We start from the raw sequence: 18247 nt of genomic DNA on the forward strand, positions 1-18247 counted from the left end.
CCCCTCTATTCTGATGATTGGTCATGGCATCAAGTTCCTAAAAAATGCTAGACTACCGCACCTGATAAATCTCTCATATTTCATGTGACGAGATTTTTAATAGGATGTTGCGATTTTGGTGTTTTAAACAACATCAAAACCGGACACTGATGTCGTGTCTAAAAGTTACGCAATCAAAAGAATCTTTTTCCCGATAAAAGTAGTGCAAGTGCGTATGATTACAATAAAGAAGGGCTTGGATCTTCCTATCGCAGGAACTCCATCCCAGGTGATTAATGATGGTAAGACCATCAAAAAAGTCGCCTTGCTTGGCGAAGAGTACGTTGGCATGCGTCCTACCATGCATGTCCGCGTTGGTGATGAAGTGAAAAAAGCGCAAATTCTTTTTGAAGACAAGAAGAACCCTGGCGTGAAATTTACTGCACCAGCAGCCGGTAAAGTGATCGAAGTTAACCGTGGCGCTAAGCGTGTCCTTCAATCTGTAGTGATTGAAGTGGCAGGTGAAGAGCAGGTGACATTCGATAAGTTCGAAGCCGCTCAACTATCTGGTCTAGATCGCGAAGTGATCAAGACTCAACTGGTTGAATCTGGCCTTTGGACCGCTTTACGTACTCGTCCGTTTAGCAAGGTTCCAGCAATCGAGTCTGCTACTAAGGCTATTTTCGTAACTGCAATGGATACTAATCCTCTTGCAGCTAAGCCTGAGTTGATCATTAACGAACAACAAGAAGCATTCATTGCCGGTCTAGACATTCTTTCAGCCCTGACAGAAGGCAAGGTTTACGTATGTAAATCTGGCACTAGCTTGCCACGCTCTTCTCAGTCTAACGTAGAAGAACACGTCTTCGATGGCCCTCACCCAGCAGGTCTTGCTGGCACCCACATGCATTTCCTATACCCAGTAAATGCAGAAAACGTGGCTTGGAGCATCAACTACCAAGACGTTATCGCGTTCGGTAAGCTGTTCCTAACAGGTGAGCTATACACAGACCGTGTTATCTCTCTAGCGGGCCCAGTGGTGAATAACCCACGTCTGGTTCGTACCGTAATGGGTGCTAGCCTTGACGACCTAACAGATAGCGAACTGATGCCTGGCGAAGTTCGTGTGATCTCTGGCTCAGTACTAACTGGTACTCACGCTACAGGTCCACACGCGTACCTTGGCCGTTACCATCAGCAGGTTTCTGTATTACGCGAAGGCCGTGAAAAAGAACTGCTCGGCTGGGCTATGCCTGGTAAGAACAAGTTCTCAGTAACTCGCTCATTCCTTGGTCACCTATTCAAAGGTCAGTTGTTCAACATGACAACATCGACTAATGGTAGTGACCGTTCAATGGTTCCAATCGGCAGCTACGAACGCGTAATGCCATTAGATATGGAACCTACTTTGCTACTTCGCGATCTATGCGCGGGCGATAGTGACAGTGCTCAAGCACTGGGCGCTTTAGAGCTAGACGAAGAAGATTTGGCATTGTGTACCTTTGTTTGTCCTGGTAAGTACGAGTACGGTCAACTACTTCGTGAATGCCTAGATAAGATCGAGAAGGAAGGGTAATTTCCATGGCTCTTAAAAAGTTTCTTGAAGACATCGAGCATCACTTTGAGCCTGGTGGTAAACATGAAAAATGGTTTGCCCTGTACGAAGCTGTCGCTACAGTTTTCTACACGCCAGGTCTAGTAACAAAGAAAAGCTCACACGTTCGTGATAGCGTTGACCTAAAACGTATCATGATCATGGTTTGGTTTGCGGTATTCCCAGCAATGTTCTGGGGTATGTACAACGCAGGTGGCCAAGCTATTGCAGCTCTAAACCACATGTACGCTGGTGATCAACTAGCGACAGTTATCGCAGGTAACTGGCACTACTGGCTGACTGAGATGCTAGGCGGATCGATTTCTGCTGATGCAGGCGTCGGCAGTAAGATGCTACTAGGTGCGACGTACTTCCTACCAATCTACGCAACAGTATTCCTTGTTGGTGGTTTCTGGGAAGTGCTTTTCTGTATGGTGCGTAAGCACGAAGTTAACGAAGGTTTCTTTGTAACTTCTATTCTTTTCGCACTTATCGTTCCACCAACGCTACCTCTATGGCAAGCGGCACTAGGTATTACATTTGGTGTTGTTGTTGCTAAAGAGATCTTCGGTGGTACAGGTCGCAACTTCCTTAACCCTGCACTTGCAGGTCGTGCTTTCCTATTCTTTGCTTACCCAGCGCAAATCTCGGGTGACGTAGTTTGGACTGCAGCTGACGGCTTCTCTGGTGCAACTGCTCTTAGCCAATGGGCTCACGGCGGTAGCGGCGCGTTGATCAACAACATCACTGGCGCTCCTATCACTTGGATGGATGCTTTCATCGGCAACATCCCTGGTTCAATTGGTGAAGTATCGACTCTTGCTCTAATGATCGGTGCAGCGATGATCGTTTACATGCGAATCGCTTCATGGCGCATCATTGCGGGTGTAATGATCGGTATGATTGCAGTATCGACACTGTTTAACGTGGTCGGTTCTGACACCAACCCAATGTTCAACATGCCATGGCACTGGCACCTAGTTCTAGGTGGTTTTGCATTCGGTATGTTCTTCATGGCTACAGACCCAGTATCAGCTTCATTTACTAACAAAGGTAAATGGTGGTACGGCATCCTAATCGGTGCAATGTGTGTGATGATCCGTGTAGTTAACCCAGCGTACCCAGAAGGTATGATGCTGGCGATTCTATTCGCGAACCTATTCGCACCTCTGTTCGACCATGTAGTAATTGAGAAGAACATCAAGCGGAGACTAGCACGCTATGGCAAGTAATAACGACAGCATTAAAAAGACGCTGGGTGTTGTTATCGGGTTGAGCCTTGTTTGTTCAATCATCGTATCAACAGCAGCAGTAGGTCTGCGTGATAAGCAAAAAGCTAACGCTGTCCTAGATAAACAATCAAAGATTGTTGAAGTTGCTGGCATTGAAGCAAATGGTAAGAAAGTACCTGAGCTATATGCTGAATACATCGAGCCTCGCTTGGTTGATTTTGCAACAGGCGAATTCGTTGAAGAAGCGGCTGATGGTTCTAAAGCAGCTAACTACGATCAACGTAAAGCAGCGAAAGACAACGCGACGTCTATTAAGCTTACAGCTGAGCAAGACAAAGCTAAGATCATTCGTCGTGCTAACACGGGTATCGTATACCTAGTGAAAAACGGTGATGACGTTTCTAAAGTTATCATCCCAGTTCACGGTAACGGTCTATGGTCGATGATGTACGCATTCGTTGCAGTTGAAACTGACGGTAACACTGTGTCTGGTATCACTTACTACGAGCAAGGTGAAACTCCTGGACTTGGTGGTGAAGTTGAGAACCCATCATGGCGTGCTCAATGGGTTGGTAAGAAACTGTTCGACGAAAACCACAAACCAGCAATCAAGGTTGTTAAAGGTGGTGCGCCAGCAGGTTCTGAACACGGCGTTGATGGCCTATCTGGTGCGACACTAACTGGTAACGGTGTTCAAGGTACATTCGACTTCTGGTTAGGTGACATGGGCTTTGGTCCTTTCCTAGCAAAAGTTCGTGACGGAGGTCTGAACTAATGTCTAGCGCACAAAACATTAAAAAGAGCATTATGGCGCCGGTGTTGGTTGGATAACAACCCGATCGCGCTACAAGTTCTTGGTGTATGTTCTGCTCTTGCAGTAACAACTAAACTAGAAACGGCGTTTGTAATGACACTAGCGGTAACATTCGTAACTGCTCTGTCTAACTTCTCTGTTTCTCTGATCCGTAACCACATTCCTAACAGTGTGCGTATCATCGTTCAAATGGCGATCATCGCATCTCTAGTAATCGTGGTAGACCAGGTGCTAAAAGCTTACCTATACGATATCTCTAAACAGCTATCAGTATTCGTAGGTCTTATCATCACCAACTGTATCGTAATGGGTCGTGCTGAGGCATTCGCAATGAAGTCTGCGCCAGTACCTTCTCTAATCGACGGTATTGGTAACGGTCTAGGTTACGGTTTCGTTCTTATCACTGTTGGTTTCTTCCGTGAGCTATTCGGCTCAGGCAAACTATTTGGTATGGAAGTACTACCTCTAGTGAGCAACGGTGGTTGGTACCAGCCTAACGGTCTAATGCTACTAGCACCATCTGCATTCTTCCTAATCGGCTTCCTGATCTGGGTAATCCGTGTGTTTAAACCAGAACAAGTAGAAGCGAAGGAGTAAGGGCGTCATGGAACATTACATCAGTCTGTTAGTTAAATCGATTTTCATCGAGAACATGGCACTGTCTTTCTTCCTAGGTATGTGTACTTTCCTTGCCGTATCTAAGAAAGTTAAGACCTCTTTCGGTCTAGGTGTTGCAGTTGTGGTAGTTTTGACTATCGCTGTTCCTGTGAACAACCTAGTTTACAACCTAGTTCTGAAAGAAAATGCGTTAGTTGAGGGCGTGGACCTTAGCTTCCTAAACTTCATCACCTTTATCGGTGTAATTGCAGCACTTGTACAGATCCTAGAGATGGTTCTTGACCGTTTCTTCCCACCTTTGTACAACGCGCTAGGCATCTTCCTACCGTTGATCACAGTAAACTGTGCGATCTTCGGTGGTGTATCTTTCATGGTACAACGTGACTACAACTTTGCTGAATCTGTTGTTTACGGTTTCGGTTCTGGTGTGGGTTGGATGCTAGCAATTGTTGCTCTTGCAGGTATCCGTGAGAAGATGAAGTACTCTGACGTACCTCCAGGTCTACGTGGTCTTGGCATCACATTCATCACTGTAGGTCTTATGGCGTTAGGCTTTATGTCTTTCTCTGGTGTTCAACTGTAAGTCGGGTAAACCGCAACAATTAAGGAATAGTCAATGGACATTATTCTTGGTGTAGTGATGTTTACTCTGATCGTACTTGCGCTAGTACTAGTGATTCTTTTCGCTAAGTCTAAGCTTGTACCAACAGGTGACATTACAATTTCTGTGAACGGTGACGCTGATAAAGCGATCGTTACACAACCAGGCGGTAAGCTACTGAGTGCTCTAGCTGGTGCTGGCGTATTCGTATCTTCTGCTTGTGGTGGCGGTGGCTCTTGTGGTCAGTGTCGCGTAAAAGTTAAATCTGGCGGTGGCGACATCCTACCAACTGAGCTTGATCACATCACGAAAGGTGAAGCTCGTGAAGGTGAGCGTCTAGCGTGTCAGGTGGCAGTGAAAACTGACATGGACATCGAACTACCAGAAGAAATCTTCGGCGTTAAGAAGTGGGAATGTACGGTTATCTCTAACGATAACAAAGCGACATTCATCAAAGAACTTAAGCTACAAATTCCAGATGGCGAATCAGTACCTTTCCGTGCTGGTGGTTACATCCAGATTGAAGCGCCAGCTCACCACGTTAAATACGCGGACTACGATATTCCTCAGGAATACCGTGAGGACTGGGAGAAGTTCAATCTTTTCCGTTACGAGTCTAAAGTTAATGAAGAAACAATTCGTGCATACTCAATGGCTAACTACCCTGAAGAGCACGGTATCATCATGCTTAACGTTCGTATCGCAACTCCGCCGCCGAACAACCCAGACGTACCACCGGGCATCATGTCTTCGTACATCTGGTCTTTGAAAGAAGGCGACAAGTGTACTATCTCTGGCCCATTTGGTGAGTTCTTCGCTAAAGACACTGACGCAGAAATGGTATTCATTGGTGGTGGTGCAGGTATGGCTCCAATGCGTTCTCATATCTTCGACCAGCTAAAACGTCTGCACTCTAAGCGCAAGATGTCATTCTGGTACGGTGCACGTTCTAAACGTGAAATGTTCTACGTTGAAGACTTCGATGGCCTAGCGGCTGAGAACGACAACTTCGTATGGCACTGTGCACTGTCAGATCCACTTCCAGAAGATAACTGGGATGGTTACACAGGCTTCATTCACAACGTTCTTTACGAGAACTACTTACGTGATCACGAAGCTCCAGAAGACTGTGAATACTACATGTGTGGTCCACCTATGATGAACGCGGCTGTTATCGGCATGCTGAAAGACCTAGGTGTAGAGGATGAGAACATCCTACTAGATGACTTCGGTGGTTAATCCCTCCAAGTGATTGTATTTATGGCTAGCTCTCAAGGGCTAGCCATTATTTTTTCTGAAATACAAAACCATATTCAACAGTTGCTATAGGAAATTGGATTGACGGACATGGTCCTATTTCCCATATCAATTCAACAACAATGGGAGTAAACAAGTGAAAAAGTGGCTTGTTGCATTCGCTTCTCTATTGATTTTGGCTGGTTGTGAACAGCCTGCTGATCAAATTCATCTAAGCGGTCCTACAATGGGGACTTCTTACAACATTAAATACATTGAGCAAGACGGCATTCCGACGCCGAAGGCTCTGCAAACGGAAATCGATCGACTGCTTGAAGAAGTCAACGATCAAATGTCGACTTACCGTGAAGACTCAGAGCTGAGTCGCTTTAACCAGCATCAAACAAGTGAGCCTTTCGAAGTGTCGGCGCAAACGGCAACCGTAGTAAAAGAAGCGGTTCGTCTCAATGGTCTAACTTTAGGTGCGCTCGATGTAACGGTTGGTCCTCTGGTTAACCTTTGGGGCTTTGGCCCAGAAGCTCGCCCTGACGTAGTGCCTTCTGATGAAGAGTTAGCGGCTCGTAAGGCAAACACTGGGATTCACCACCTGACCGTTGATGGCAATAAACTGTCAAAGGACATTCCTAATTTGTATGTTGACCTGTCAACGATTGCAAAAGGTTGGGGGGTTGATGTGGTTGCTGATTACCTACAATCGGTAGGGATCAAAAACTACATGGTCGAAGTTGGTGGCGAAATGCGTTTGAAAGGTATCAACCGAGAAGGTGTGCCATGGCGAATCGCGATTGAGAAACCAACGGTTGATGAGCGATCTATTCAAGAGATCATCGAACCAGGTGACATGGCAATTGCAACAAGTGGTGACTACCGTAATTACTTTGAGAGCAACGGTGTGCGATACTCTCACATTATCAATCCGCAAACAGGCAAACCAATCCATCATAAAGTGGTGTCTGTGACAGTATTGGATAAATCGTCGATGACTGCTGACGGTCTAGCAACGGGTCTTATGGTGCTAGGCGAAGAAAAAGGCATGGAAATCGCGAACGAAAATAACATTCCTGTTTTCATGATTGTGAAAACGGAAGATGGTTTTAAAGAGCTGGCTTCGGAAGCATACAAGCCATTCATGAACAAATAACATCAGAAGTGAGCATGTTCTTATGAGTACATTTCTAATTACATTTGCAGTGTTTGTTGCGGTGATCGCAGCGATGGCCGTTGGCTACATCTTCCAGAAGAAAGTAGTGAAAGGCAGCTGTGGTGGTCTTGGCGCAGTCGGCATAGAGAAAGTATGTAACTGCCCAGAGCCATGTGACGCGCGCAAGAAGCGTGAAGCTCGCGAAGCTGCTCGTGCTGAAAAGCTAGCTGCGTGGGAAAAAGACCGTATCGCGTAACGCGCAAGCATAGAGTGCTTATCATTTTTCTATAACCCAGCTTCGGCTGGGTTATTTTTTGCGTGTATCAAAGCGCCGTGCTTTCTACATAGAGAGTGAAATATTAGTACTTTCACGGGCGCATAATTGGGTGAGGTATATACTCAAATAAAGGTTCATTCGAGTCGGAGGACACAATGGAATTACATCAACATGGCATGGCTGATCTTTTCAATCAGCTCGGGTTAGGGAGCTCTTCCAAAGAAATTAAAGATTTCGTCAATACGCATCGACATAAACGTGAATCAGCACCTTTACACGAAGCGAGTTTCTGGACACTTTCTCAGGCCGCATTTTTAAAACAAGCGATTGAAGAAGATGCTGATTGGGCTGAGCTTGTGGATCAGCTCGATGTAATGTTGCGTGATTGAACCGCGATAAAAAAAGATAATTCAACCCTTTAGAAACTTGGCAATATGTTCTTTGAGCGGTGGTTTTAATCTTTCATTTTCTTACTTCGTTAATTGAATTATACTGTATTTTTAACCAGTATTTTGTCGGGTATGTCAGAGCGAATCAGAAAGATTATTCATGTCGATATGGATTGTTTTTATGCTGCCGTCGAGATGCGGGATAACCCAAATTATCGAGATATAGCGCTTGCGGTTGGCGGGCATGAAAAACAGCGCGGCGTCATTAGCACGTGTAACTACGAAGCACGCAAGTTTGGCGTACGTAGTGCCATGCCTACCGCTCGTGCGTTGCAGCTTTGCCCGCATTTGCTCGTTGTCCCCGGTCGAATGCATGTCTACAAACAAGTCTCACTGCAAATTCGAGCTATCTTCGAACGTTATACTTCCTTAATTGAACCTCTTTCTCTTGATGAGGCCTACCTAGATGTTACCGATGCGACAGCTTGCAGGGGCTCAGCAACCCTGATTGCGGAGTCTATCCGTAATGATATTCGAAACGAGTTGGGCCTGACGGCATCAGCTGGAATCGCGCCGATTAAGTTTCTCGCTAAAGTTGCTTCGGATATGAATAAACCCAATGGCCAGTTTGTTATTCCTCCTGAGAAAGTTCAAGAAGTGGTCGATAAGCTACCACTAGAAAAAATCCCTGGAGTTGGTAAGGTCAGTCTAGAAAAGTTACATCAAGCGGGCTTTTATCTGTGTGAAGACATTAAAAATAGCGACTATCGAGAACTGTTACGCCAATTCGGTCGCCAAGGCGCATCATTGTGGAAACGCAGTCACGGTATCGATGATCGAGAAGTTGTAGTCGAGCGTGAGAGAAAGTCGGTTGGTGTTGAGCGAACGTTTAGCCAAAACATCTCTACTTATGATGAGTGCTGGCAAGTGATCGAAGAGAAACTTTATCCTGAACTGGAAAAGCGACTGGAGCGTGCCAGTCCAGATAAATCGATCATTAAGCAAGGCATTAAGGTAAAGTTCGCGGACTTCCAGCTCACTACCATTGAACACATTCATCCTCAGTTAGAACTTGAGGACTTTAAGTTGCTGCTAAAAGACATTCTAAAGCGTCAAAATGGTCGTGAAATTCGCCTCTTAGGCTTGAGCGTTATGCTCAAGCCAGAAGAACAAGCTCGTCAACTTAGCTTCTTTTAATCTATTCCCGCACACTTTCAACCAATTGTAGTACCTGTTCGAAGGACACATTAGCCAATGCACCATACCCAGATAGCTTTGAGGCTTTAAGTTGGCTGATCAACGGTGTGCTGATGCCACATAAGAATCGGGCGATGGCTTCGTTACTGATTGCAGAAGGGGAAAGTTGGACAAACTCTGCAATCCAAGCGGAGGCGACTGCTGGTTCAGGTTGGTCGTAAATCCGAGGTGGGAACACCGCTCTCTGTCCTCGACACACAGAACAATGACCGCAGTGAGCAGGGGCGTTGTGGTCGGCAAAGTAACTGGCTAATTGATGACTTAAACAATCTGACGATTGGAATAACCCCAGCATGGCGTGAATTCGGTCGATGTCTTTGCGCTCTTTAGACTGGAATAGCTCGTACAGATGCTGCGTGATGTCTTCGATATTCTGTGTTTCGGGCAAGACGGAATACACATCGGTTAGCTGCTTGCTTTCCAGTTCAACCCAACCATTCTGATGAAAGTAATCCAGAGCAGCGACAACGCGGCTACGTTCCGAGTGATAATGCATCCAAAGAGCATCGAGATCGACTTGGCACCATACTTTCGCTTTGGTTGAACAAGTGAAAATGGCTTCTACAAACTCGCGTCGTTCTTCTTGGAATTGGTTAACGATAAATTGCTGATCTTGTAGGAATTTGAATCGATATTCGGCAAAGTAGCTAAACTTAGCTTCGATCACTTTCGCAAGCTCTAAATACACCAACAGCGTCTTGAGTGGTAACTGGCGGATATTGCTCTCGCGAGACAAACGTAGTGGCACGACTTCCCACTGAGGTTGGTGCTCTTTGATTTGACCCAATACATAACTAATCGAAGAGCGCTCAGGCGTGTCGCCAAACACAAAGTTTTCTAATACAGTTAACCCAGAAGTATTGCCAAGCAGAATGCATTCAGAGCGTTGTCCGTCGCGTCCTGCTCGACCTATTTCCTGGGCATAGTTTTCAATGGATTTAGGCAGATCAAAGTGGATCACTCGGCGAATATCGGATTTGTCGACACCCATCCCAAAGGCAATCGTGGCCACAATGCAGTCAATTTGGCCCGCCATAAATTGCTGTTGTATTTGCTCACGAACTTCACTTTTCATTCCCGCGTGATACGCATGAGCGTTAACGCCAATGTAGATCAATGACTTAGCTACTTGCTCTGCAGTTTGCTGTTGCGTTACGTAAACGATAGTTGGCAGTTTAGGGGCTGCGGCGATAATCGTGTTGAGTTGCGTTTGCTTTTCGGACTCTTCGCAAGGGATGACTGAAATATCGAGGTTCGAACGGTAAAAGCCAGTTACAGTAATGTGGTCACTCGCAATATCGAATTTATTTTTCATGTCCTCAATAACGGCGGGCGTTGCTGTGGCGGTCAGCAATAAGGTTTGAGGAATATTCAGTTCTCGCTGATATTGCGGCAACTTGAGGTAATCCGGACGGAAGTTATGTCCCCACTCAGAGATACAGTGCGCTTCATCGACTACCATCAAAGAGATTGGCACCTGACGAATGAACTCGCGAAAGCGCTCGTTTTTGAGGCGTTCGACAGAAATCATCAGAATTTTGATTTCACCGTTTTTGACTCCAACCATTACGCGTTGCGCTTCTTCTCTGCTTTGGCTGCTATCAATAGAAGCGGCGGCGATCCCTTTGCTTTGCAAAAAGCTCAGCTGATCTTTCATTAGTGCCAGTAATGGCGAGATCACTAAAGTGAGGTTTGGCAGCATGGTGGCGGGGAGTTGATAACAAAGAGATTTGCCCGAGCCCGTTGGAAATATTGCTGCTGCAGAGTAACCATTCATGACCGATTCAATAACTGGTTGTTGGCCTTGGCGTAATGAGTCAAAACCAAACACGGATTGAAGCGTTTGTAGTAACTGGGTACTTTGCATGTTAGGGAAACCTTTCTTCGGTGATAGACTAGGGTACATTAACATATCCTGCCTACTGAGCGCGCCTTCAAAAAGTATGAACAAAGCTGAGTTAATCCAAATCATCATTCATCAATTGGAAGAAAAACTTCGAATTGCACACGCTTCCACCCAAAGAGCCATCGATGCCGCAACGGACGAAGAAACAGTGCCCGAGCATAAGTACGACACGCTTGCATTAGAGGCTTCCTATCTTGCTCATGGCCAAGCAATGCGAGTACAAGAGAGTGAGGACGAATTGCGTCAGTATCGCTCAATGGTTATTCGCGACTTTACGGATGCGCCAATAGGTGTAGGCGCGTATGTGGTTCTCGTCGATGAGAATAATATCGAAAAACGCTTTTTCATCGGTCCGTGCTCTGGTGGACTAACGGTGGCTTGGCAAGATCAGGAAGTCTTTGTCTTAACAGCGAAATCACCATTGGGACGAGCGTTACTTGGCAAAGAGGAAGGCGAAGAGTTTGAGATGAAAATTGGCGATAAAACAACTTGTTACGAAGTCGTGACGGTGTCCTGACATCAAATGTATAACTGAGTGTTATGTTTAACAGAAGTTACTTTGAAGATAAGAGAATGACATGAAGAAACTTCTTACACTTTCATTGCTGATGGTTAGTGCAACAGGTTATGCAGCGCAATGTCGTGTGGACATCCATAATGAAGTTCGTATGGATGGACAGAGTTTGGAAATTCGCCAGACTTCTGGTGATAAAGCCGTCGTGGACGAAGACAACAACTTGTTCATCAAAGGTGAGTTGATTGAACTCGATGCAGAGCAGAAAGCCGCGATTGAAGCATATCGCGAAAAAATGAATGCCTATATCCCTCAAGCTAAGCAGCTAGCGAGTGATGGCTTGGAACTTGCCAATGACATCATTGATGATGTGGCAGCGAGTTTGGATGCGCCGGGCGCGTTTGATAACGTAAAAGTTGCAGTTAAAGACTTCTTTGCTGATGTGCAATCTCGTTATTACAAAGATGGTGATTTTATTTTGCCTGCAGACAGCTTTGAATCGATGACGCAGGGCTGGACGAAAGATTTTGAAAAGGCGCAGGAGATTTTTAATAAAGAGTTTCTGGCTAGCGCGTTCGATGCTTTATCGAAAAAAATGAAAGAAGAGGGTGGTTTAAACCTGACAGCACTCTCTGAAAGCATGGCAGAATTAAGTGCGAAAGTTGAGCAGCGTTTGGCTGAACATTCGAAAGAGGTGGAGCAACAAGCGGAAGACTTATGTGAATCTCTGGACAATATGGCAGGGCAAGAAGACGATTTGTTGAAGAAAATTCCTGAGTTGAAAGACTATCGAGTCTTTACCATTTGATGAATCGCTTCGCGTAGAAACAACATCTAAAAATACAAAGAAAGAGAGCGCCGTTTGGCGCTCTCTTTTCGTTTTAGTGGTTCCATCTTTTGGTTGAGTGCGAGGGTTTGACCAAACGCACCTAACCAGGTTAAAGGCGCTTATTGCGCGTTCATCTGAGTTAACTTATCACCAACAGGTTTTGAGAAGTTAAAGCCATCATGCTGATCCCAGTTGATAGACCACGTCATTACGCCAGCATAATTCGGGTAGTTGAACGCTGGTTTAACGGTGCCACAGGATGTGCCTTTCGTTAAACAGTCTAGTGCGTTGAGAATATTTTGTGTCGGAGCCTGACCTGAGTTTGCCGAGCTTGGGCCTGAAGGTAAACCGATCGCGACTTGATCATCACGCAATGGCGCAAACTGAGTGCCGTCGGCTAGTTCAAAACCTTCGATAAGCATCTTAGATTGAGCGACCATCATATCAACAGATCCTTCTGGTGCAGAACCTGGTAGGTACGGGTTTGGTAGACCGCCGTTGTTGTATAGCTGAACATGAAGCAAGTCGAGCGTGCTGCGAGTATCGTTGATCACTGGAATGTACGCTCCCCAAATTCCGCTGTAAGCGACGTAACCGCCTTGAACATAAGGGTGTTCAGGAGCCATGGTTAGGTACATATCGCCACCCATGTTTTGCTCAATTTGCAGCAAAGCACGACCAAGACGAGCTTGAATTTGTGAACCGTGTACTAGGTTAGATCCACTCTCTAAATCCACATCGAGACCATCAAAGCCCCATTCAGCGATAAGGCCAGTTAGACTAGAAACAAAGTTCGCTTCGTCTTGGTCAGTGTTTAGAGTGATAGTGCCTTCAGCGCCTCCAAGAGATAGAACGAACTTCTTACCTTTCGCTTGCAAGGCGGCCATATCTTGTTTGAATTGCGTTGGGTCGAGTGCAGGACAATCACTGTAAATATCGCCAGAATACAGGTTGAAGTGCACTGTGCCATCGCTGTTTCGGTCGTTTTCAGCAAAGGCAATATCAATCACATCCCAAGCATCAGCCATGTCTGCCAGTCTGATTGGGCAACCCGCACCGTTCACGAAGTTGTGCCAGTAACCAATCAGTTTATGACGTTTTTCTGTCTGCTCTACAACTGTCACCGCTGCCGCGTCAGATAATGCGGTGCTTCCGGCAAGATCGACGGCTTGAGCGCTTACGGTAAACTGTCCGATTGCGGCTGGTGTCCAGTTCGCAGAGTAAGGTGCAGTCGTATCTGTGGCGACAACGGCGCCGTTGACCATAAAGTCAACTTGCTTAATGCCTGAAGTTAAAGACGTTGCATCGGCGCTTAATGCGAGATTTTTGCCTAAGCCAACCGTTTGACCTGCGCTAGGCGAAGTAAGAGAAATGACTAAATCTTTATCACTGACATTTACGTTCACAACAGATTCTGACGTATTGTTGTCGTTATCGGTTGCAACGGCTTTAAGCTGGTTAGCGCCAATAAGTGTGGCGTTCCAAGTTACGGAATATGGCGCTTGAGTAACGACACCTAAGCGAGCGTTATTCGCGAAAAACTCCACTTGCGTAACCGTGCCATCGGAGTCGCTTGCGTTGGCTGTGATTTCGTTGTTGCTGCCTGCGAGCACGACTTGCCCATCAGTTGGGGCGGTAATGGTAACTTGAGGTGGTGTTGAGCACGCTCCTAGGCCAGTCCAAGCATCTTTCCAGTACAGGCCTTCACCTGGCTCGTAGGCCCATGTTGCATCGGACGAACACCAACCCGCAACGTCACAACGATATTTTTGGTTAAGGTTAGAAACCAGAGCACCTACTTCATAACGCGTGCCAGCAACGTAAGGTAGAGCATCAGCACACCCACCATTGCTTGTTTCTGAGTTCGCGACGACCAGCGCCACTTCTTGACTCGTGGTAGAGAGATTAGAGTCATCTGTTGCTTGAGCTTTAAATGAGTGTGTGCCAACACTTGCTGTCCATTGGTATTCGTAAGGTGCACTGGTATCAATGGCGACGGATTGGTTGTTAACAAAGAATTCAACTTGAGTAACTACGCCATCAAAGTCATCAGCTTGAGCCGTGACGGTTAGGTTATCCCCCACACTCAGTGTTTCCGTACCTGTTGGACTAGTGAGAGTAATGCTAGGTGGCGGCAGCTCTACTTGAGGCTGAACGACGATAGCAACCGTTGTGGAGGTTACGGCGCCTTCATTGTCTGTCGCAATTGCGGTGAGTTGAGAAACGCCTTGGGCTGCAGTCCAAGATGCCTCAAATGGCGCTTGGGTGACGATAGCAACGGTTTGGTCACCCGCTAAAAACTCCACTTGTGTGACCTGTCCGTCCTCGTCGGACGCATTGGCTAACAGAGTAATGGCGCTGCCTTCAGGAATTTGCGCGTTGTTCGTTGGAGAAGAGAAGGACACCGTTGGCGACAGATTACTGTTTCCTCCATCACATTGACCTAATGCCTTCCACGCTTCCCATGAGCCTGAGTTGGTGACGGGGTCGTTACCTTGTGTCCAATAAGCGGCCTCATAGGCGGCGCCTTCAGTTTTCACTTGAGTGCCTGAGGTGTAGATCGCAGTGCTATCCCAATCAGGCAGGCTTTGACAGTTGTAGGCTTGAGCTTGATAGCTAACACTGAGTGCAGCAACCACAGCTCCGTGAAGTAGAGTGACCTTCATTTTTCTCTCCTTGAGTCATGGATATAAATGAGAACAGAGTAATAACTAGCTGATAAATAGACATAAGGGGGAAAAAGCGAAGAACAATATTCTGCTTTTCGACACAATATCACGAGGAACTATTCGCCTCTTACAGTCGAGCTCATTATTTTTCGGCTCACTTCACGATGAATGAATCAGTGGTTTTTGCGTGGTGATACAGTCGATTTGATAGCAAATAACGGTTTGATAACGGCATGATGAATATGAGATGTATGTAAAAATTTACAAACTGAATGTCTGTCATTTGTATCGTTTGTCGAGTATTTGACCTGCTTGCTCTTGTTGATTAGTTAACATTGCTATAGTGTACTAGTTAGCTAGTTTATTGATATTTTGTGTGAGTGGTATGACACAACAAACTTCTTCTCAGCCTCGCGAGCATTTTGGCTCTCGTCTCGGATTCATCTTAGCAGCCGCCGGCGCTGCGGTTGGTCTGGGTAATATTTGGGGCTTCCCAACACAAGCAGCAAGTAATGGTGGTGGAGCCTTCTTGCTGGTTTACTTAGTGATGATTCTTATCGTTGCTTTTCCTATGCTGGTGGTTGAAATGGCGATTGGTCGTCATGGTCAAGCCAACCCAGTAGATAGCATGCGTGCATTAACCAACCACCCGACAGGCAAAAAGCTTGGCGGTATTGTGGGCTGGATTGGTTTGAGTGTACCAAGTGCCGTCTTAGCGTTTTATTCCATTGTTGGCGGTTGGTTGATCTGCTTTTTGCTAGGTGCGGTTACCGACATCATGGGAATGGAAGCGGCGACTCAATGGTTAAAAGGTTTTAGTGTAGAGCGCAACTTGTTCGGTACGATTACATTTTATGTACTTACCATTTTGATCGTGCAAGGTGGCGTTAAACAAGGCATCGAGAAATGGTCAACACGTCTAATGCCTGCGTTGTTCGTGTTATTCGGTTTGCTGTTTGTTTACATCATGACTCAAAACGGCGCGATGGAAGGTCTGAAGCATTACTTGGTGCCTGATTTCGAGAAAGTATGGGACCGTAAACTAATTCTTGCTGCAATGGGGCAGGGCTTCTTCTCACTGACGATTGGTGGTTGTTCAATGCTGATCTACGGCTCTTACTTGAGCAAGAAAGAGAACCTTCCCAAGATGGCAATGAATGTGACCTTGGTCGATACGGCTGTTGCCTTTATTGCAGGGCTAGTGGTGATGCCAGCGATGTTTGTTGCGATGCAAAAAGGTGTCCAAATCTACGCTGAAGACGGTTCTCTATTGAGCTCAGACACCTTGGTATTTACCGTATTGCCACTGATGTTTGATAGTTTAGGTTTACTTGGCCAACTGTTCTCAATCGTATTTTTCTTATTGCTGACGATTGCGGCGCTGACGTCTTCCATCTCAATGTTAGAGTGTCCGGTGGCGTTAGTGAGTGAACGTTTCAATACTAAGCGCAGTGCGACTAGCTGGGTGCTAGGTGGTCTTATTGCTCTGTTCAGCGTAGTGATTGTGTACAACTTTGGCGCGTTGTTTGGCATGGTTGCAACGGTTGCAACTCAGTATTTACAGCCAACGGCGGCACTACTGTTCTGCTTGTTTGGTGGTTGGGTATGGAATCGTAACTCTAAAATCAAAGAGCTTGAGCAGGGTTGTCCTGAATTCACACAAGGCTGGTTTGGTAAATTGTGGCCTGCGTATGTGAAGTTTGTGTGCCCTGTATTAGTTGCGACGGTGATCTGGGCATCATTCGGTTAACAAGCAAAGATACAGCATAAACGAAAAGGGCTTGATGTATACATCAAGCCCTTTTTCATGAATTTCGTTGGGGGTTGCCGTCGTGATTAACGGAACTGACCTGCTTCGGGTAAGAAATCAAACCCTGCCGTAGCCAATTTTGCTTCAAGCGCCGCGCGGTCTATATCAAAAAAAGCAACCAGCTTATCCAGATCACCGCCGAAGTCGTCACGTAGCTTCATGTTGACGATGCTCATCAGCATGACTGGGTCCATCGATTCAAAGTTCGCTAAGTTCATTACTTGTCCTCAAAATCTGAAATCAGCAGGTTTGCAGCCGCAAACGCCGCTTTCTCTCGTACTTCTTTTGGCAAAGATTCATCCGCCGCAACTTCGTTTAGCGCTTTTACTGCACAAGAAATTGCTTGAGGGATGTAGGCTTGATCGCCGCTACCAATTTGAGCATAAAGCTCACGAACTAATTCACAACAGCCGTATACTTGCATGTTTTCTTTCCACTAAATGATAACTTATCTCAATATACACATAGCGGATTTGAAACTCAAAGCTGAGAGTTGTTTTGGCTCAAGTTGAGGTGCATCTTGGACAAGCTTTAATCACTGCATCTGCGATTCTAATTGATACGTCACTTCCGGAGAAAGCTGAAGCTGCTTAGCCAGCTCTTGTAAGTAAGCTTTTTCCATGAAGTTTTGTTCATCGGCAACAATGAGTGACGCTAAATAGATCTCAGAAGCTTGCTGTGGTGTCGACGCTTGGCTTGCGATTTCTACTGGATCAAGTGGCTTATGCAACTCTTGCTGAACCAACTGACGAACGTGTTCATCTGCCCCCATTTCTGTAAGGGCTTGTTCAATCCGAGCCATTTCCACATCATCGACATGACCATCTGCTTTGGCTGCACCAATCATGGCTTTTAAAATTAATACGCTGTGTTTGCTATCTTGTGGATCGAAGGGTTCATGGACGCCTTGATCACTCTGCTTAGCTTGCCAATCGTTATACACTTTGTAGGCAAGTGCACCGAGTGCTGCCGCTCCACCGACTTTAAGCGCGCCAGAACCCATTTTCTTCGCCATCTTTTTGCTTTTCTTTGAGCCCATAAGCATGCCAATCAATCCACCACCTATGGCTCCTGCGCCGAGAGTTTTGAACTGGCTAGAGCTGGATGATGATTTGATGTTTTGAGTTTGCTTACCCAGGGCGTCAGCACCTTGTTTGAGTAAATCAGAGTTGAGCGCTTGGTTTAGAAGACTTTTTAAATCCATAACTGACCTCCTGTAAATGTTGAGATCAGTGTACAAACGACAAGCTGAACCAAAGATTAACGAAATGAATAGTAAAGAAATTAGGGGCAGTGTCATTTCTGAGGACAATAGAAAAGGGTTGACCGAAGCCAACCCTTTTATTTAATCGAAACCTTT

General features: G+C 46.0%; 17 protein-coding genes and 1 pseudogene. 13 read left to right on the forward strand and 5 right to left on the reverse strand.

The features are described from left to right. The first annotated feature begins 214 nt into the window (after positions 1–214). The 10 genes and pseudogenes from ACF8CV_RS19240 (at position 215) to dinB (ending at position 9099) form a co-directional block, all read left to right on the forward strand. On the forward strand, positions 215–1555 hold the full coding sequence (locus ACF8CV_RS19240; protein WP_005494215.1) for a Na(+)-translocating NADH-quinone reductase subunit A: 1341 nt from the start codon (positions 215–217) through the stop codon (positions 1553–1555). 5 nt (positions 1556–1560) lie between these two features. Next, complete coding sequence (locus tag ACF8CV_RS19245; RefSeq protein ID WP_005456580.1) at positions 1561–2805, forward strand: NADH:ubiquinone reductase (Na(+)-transporting) subunit B; 1245 nt, start codon at positions 1561–1563, stop codon at positions 2803–2805. Further along, positions 2795–3580 carry a Na(+)-translocating NADH-quinone reductase subunit C gene (locus tag ACF8CV_RS19250; RefSeq protein ID WP_005456526.1) on the forward strand — a complete coding sequence of 262 codons (786 nt, stop codon included), beginning with the start codon at positions 2795–2797 and terminating at the stop codon, positions 3578–3580. Before ACF8CV_RS19245 ends, ACF8CV_RS19250 begins: the two co-directional genes overlap by 11 nt. Beyond that, positions 3580–4216: pseudogene (locus tag ACF8CV_RS19255) on the forward strand (NADH:ubiquinone reductase (Na(+)-transporting) subunit D). The gene ACF8CV_RS19250 and the pseudogene ACF8CV_RS19255 overlap by 1 nt, the downstream one beginning before the upstream one ends. A gap of 7 nt (positions 4217–4223) precedes the next feature. Beyond that, entirely contained in the window at positions 4224–4820 is a 597-nt protein-coding gene (gene nqrE / locus ACF8CV_RS19260) for an NADH:ubiquinone reductase (Na(+)-transporting) subunit E (RefSeq protein WP_005436652.1), read from the forward strand. Positions 4821–4853: 33 nt separating this feature from the next. Next, the gene (gene nqrF, locus ACF8CV_RS19265) at positions 4854–6077 is read left to right on the forward strand and encodes an NADH:ubiquinone reductase (Na(+)-transporting) subunit F (protein WP_005456545.1); all 1224 of its coding nucleotides are present in this window, start codon (positions 4854–4856) and stop codon (positions 6075–6077) included. Between the two features lie 154 nt (positions 6078–6231). After that, positions 6232–7236 (forward strand): FAD:protein FMN transferase, encoded by a 1005-nt coding sequence (locus ACF8CV_RS19270; protein ID WP_005494217.1) that lies wholly within the window; start codon positions 6232–6234, stop codon positions 7234–7236. A gap of 22 nt (positions 7237–7258) precedes the next feature. Further along, positions 7259–7492, forward strand: a complete 234-nt coding sequence (nqrM, locus tag ACF8CV_RS19275; protein WP_005436655.1) for a (Na+)-NQR maturation NqrM — start codon at positions 7259–7261, stop codon at positions 7490–7492. Positions 7493–7668: 176 nt separating this feature from the next. Further along, entirely contained in the window at positions 7669–7902 is a 234-nt protein-coding gene (locus ACF8CV_RS19280) for a DUF2789 domain-containing protein (protein ID WP_025509231.1), read from the forward strand. Positions 7903–8034: 132 nt separating this feature from the next. Further along, positions 8035–9099 carry a DNA polymerase IV gene (dinB, locus tag ACF8CV_RS19285; RefSeq protein WP_020841182.1) on the forward strand — a complete coding sequence of 355 codons (1065 nt, stop codon included), beginning with the start codon at positions 8035–8037 and terminating at the stop codon, positions 9097–9099. Position 9100: 1 nt separating this feature from the next. On the opposite strand, the gene ACF8CV_RS19290 is transcribed toward dinB, so the two are convergent. Continuing rightward, positions 9101–11026, reverse strand: a complete 1926-nt coding sequence (locus ACF8CV_RS19290; RefSeq protein WP_045601781.1) for an ATP-dependent DNA helicase RecQ — start codon at positions 11024–11026, stop codon at positions 9101–9103. Positions 11027–11102: 76 nt separating this feature from the next. Here ACF8CV_RS19290 and ACF8CV_RS19295 point away from each other — a divergent pair, with 76 nt between their 5' ends. Together ACF8CV_RS19295 and ACF8CV_RS19300 are read left to right on the forward strand one after the other, a co-directional pair. Continuing rightward, the gene (locus tag ACF8CV_RS19295; RefSeq protein WP_015297155.1) at positions 11103–11582 is read left to right on the forward strand and encodes a GreA/GreB family elongation factor; all 480 of its coding nucleotides are present in this window, start codon (positions 11103–11105) and stop codon (positions 11580–11582) included. A gap of 61 nt (positions 11583–11643) precedes the next feature. Next, a complete protein-coding gene (locus ACF8CV_RS19300) occupies positions 11644–12387 on the forward strand; it encodes a YggN family protein (protein ID WP_005494233.1) in 744 nt (247 codons plus the stop codon). Between the two features lie 140 nt (positions 12388–12527). Here ACF8CV_RS19300 and ACF8CV_RS19305 read toward each other — a convergent pair whose 3' ends face one another. Continuing rightward, positions 12528–15074: an Ig-like domain-containing protein gene (locus ACF8CV_RS19305; RefSeq protein WP_208870988.1), complete on the reverse strand. Its 2547-nt coding sequence runs from the start codon at positions 15072–15074 to the stop codon at positions 12528–12530. Positions 15075–15462: 388 nt separating this feature from the next. Here ACF8CV_RS19305 and ACF8CV_RS19310 point away from each other — a divergent pair, with 388 nt between their 5' ends. Further along, positions 15463–16827, forward strand: coding sequence for a sodium-dependent transporter (locus tag ACF8CV_RS19310; RefSeq protein WP_005456537.1), 1365 nt, complete (start codon positions 15463–15465; stop codon positions 16825–16827). An 86-nt stretch (positions 16828–16913) separates the two neighbouring features. Here ACF8CV_RS19310 and ACF8CV_RS19315 read toward each other — a convergent pair whose 3' ends face one another. The 3 genes from ACF8CV_RS19315 to ACF8CV_RS19325 all read right to left on the reverse strand — a co-directional run bounded on the left by ACF8CV_RS19315 (position 16914) and on the right by ACF8CV_RS19325 (position 18091). Beyond that, on the reverse strand, positions 16914–17105 hold the full coding sequence (locus ACF8CV_RS19315; protein ID WP_005456636.1) for a DUF4250 domain-containing protein: 192 nt from the start codon (positions 17103–17105) through the stop codon (positions 16914–16916). After that, positions 17105–17311 (reverse strand): YaeP family protein, encoded by a 207-nt coding sequence (locus tag ACF8CV_RS19320; protein WP_020835463.1) that lies wholly within the window; start codon positions 17309–17311, stop codon positions 17105–17107. The genes ACF8CV_RS19315 and ACF8CV_RS19320 overlap by 1 nt, the downstream gene beginning before the upstream one ends. 111 nt (positions 17312–17422) lie before the next feature. Further along, complete coding sequence (locus ACF8CV_RS19325) at positions 17423–18091, reverse strand: tellurite resistance TerB family protein (RefSeq protein ID WP_005494240.1); 669 nt, start codon at positions 18089–18091, stop codon at positions 17423–17425. Positions 18092–18247 lie beyond the last annotated feature (156 nt).

The sequence above is a fragment of the Vibrio sp. zbq_1 genome (assembly GCF_043102935.1).
GTDB lineage: Bacteria > Pseudomonadota > Gammaproteobacteria > Enterobacterales > Vibrionaceae > Vibrio > Vibrio parahaemolyticus.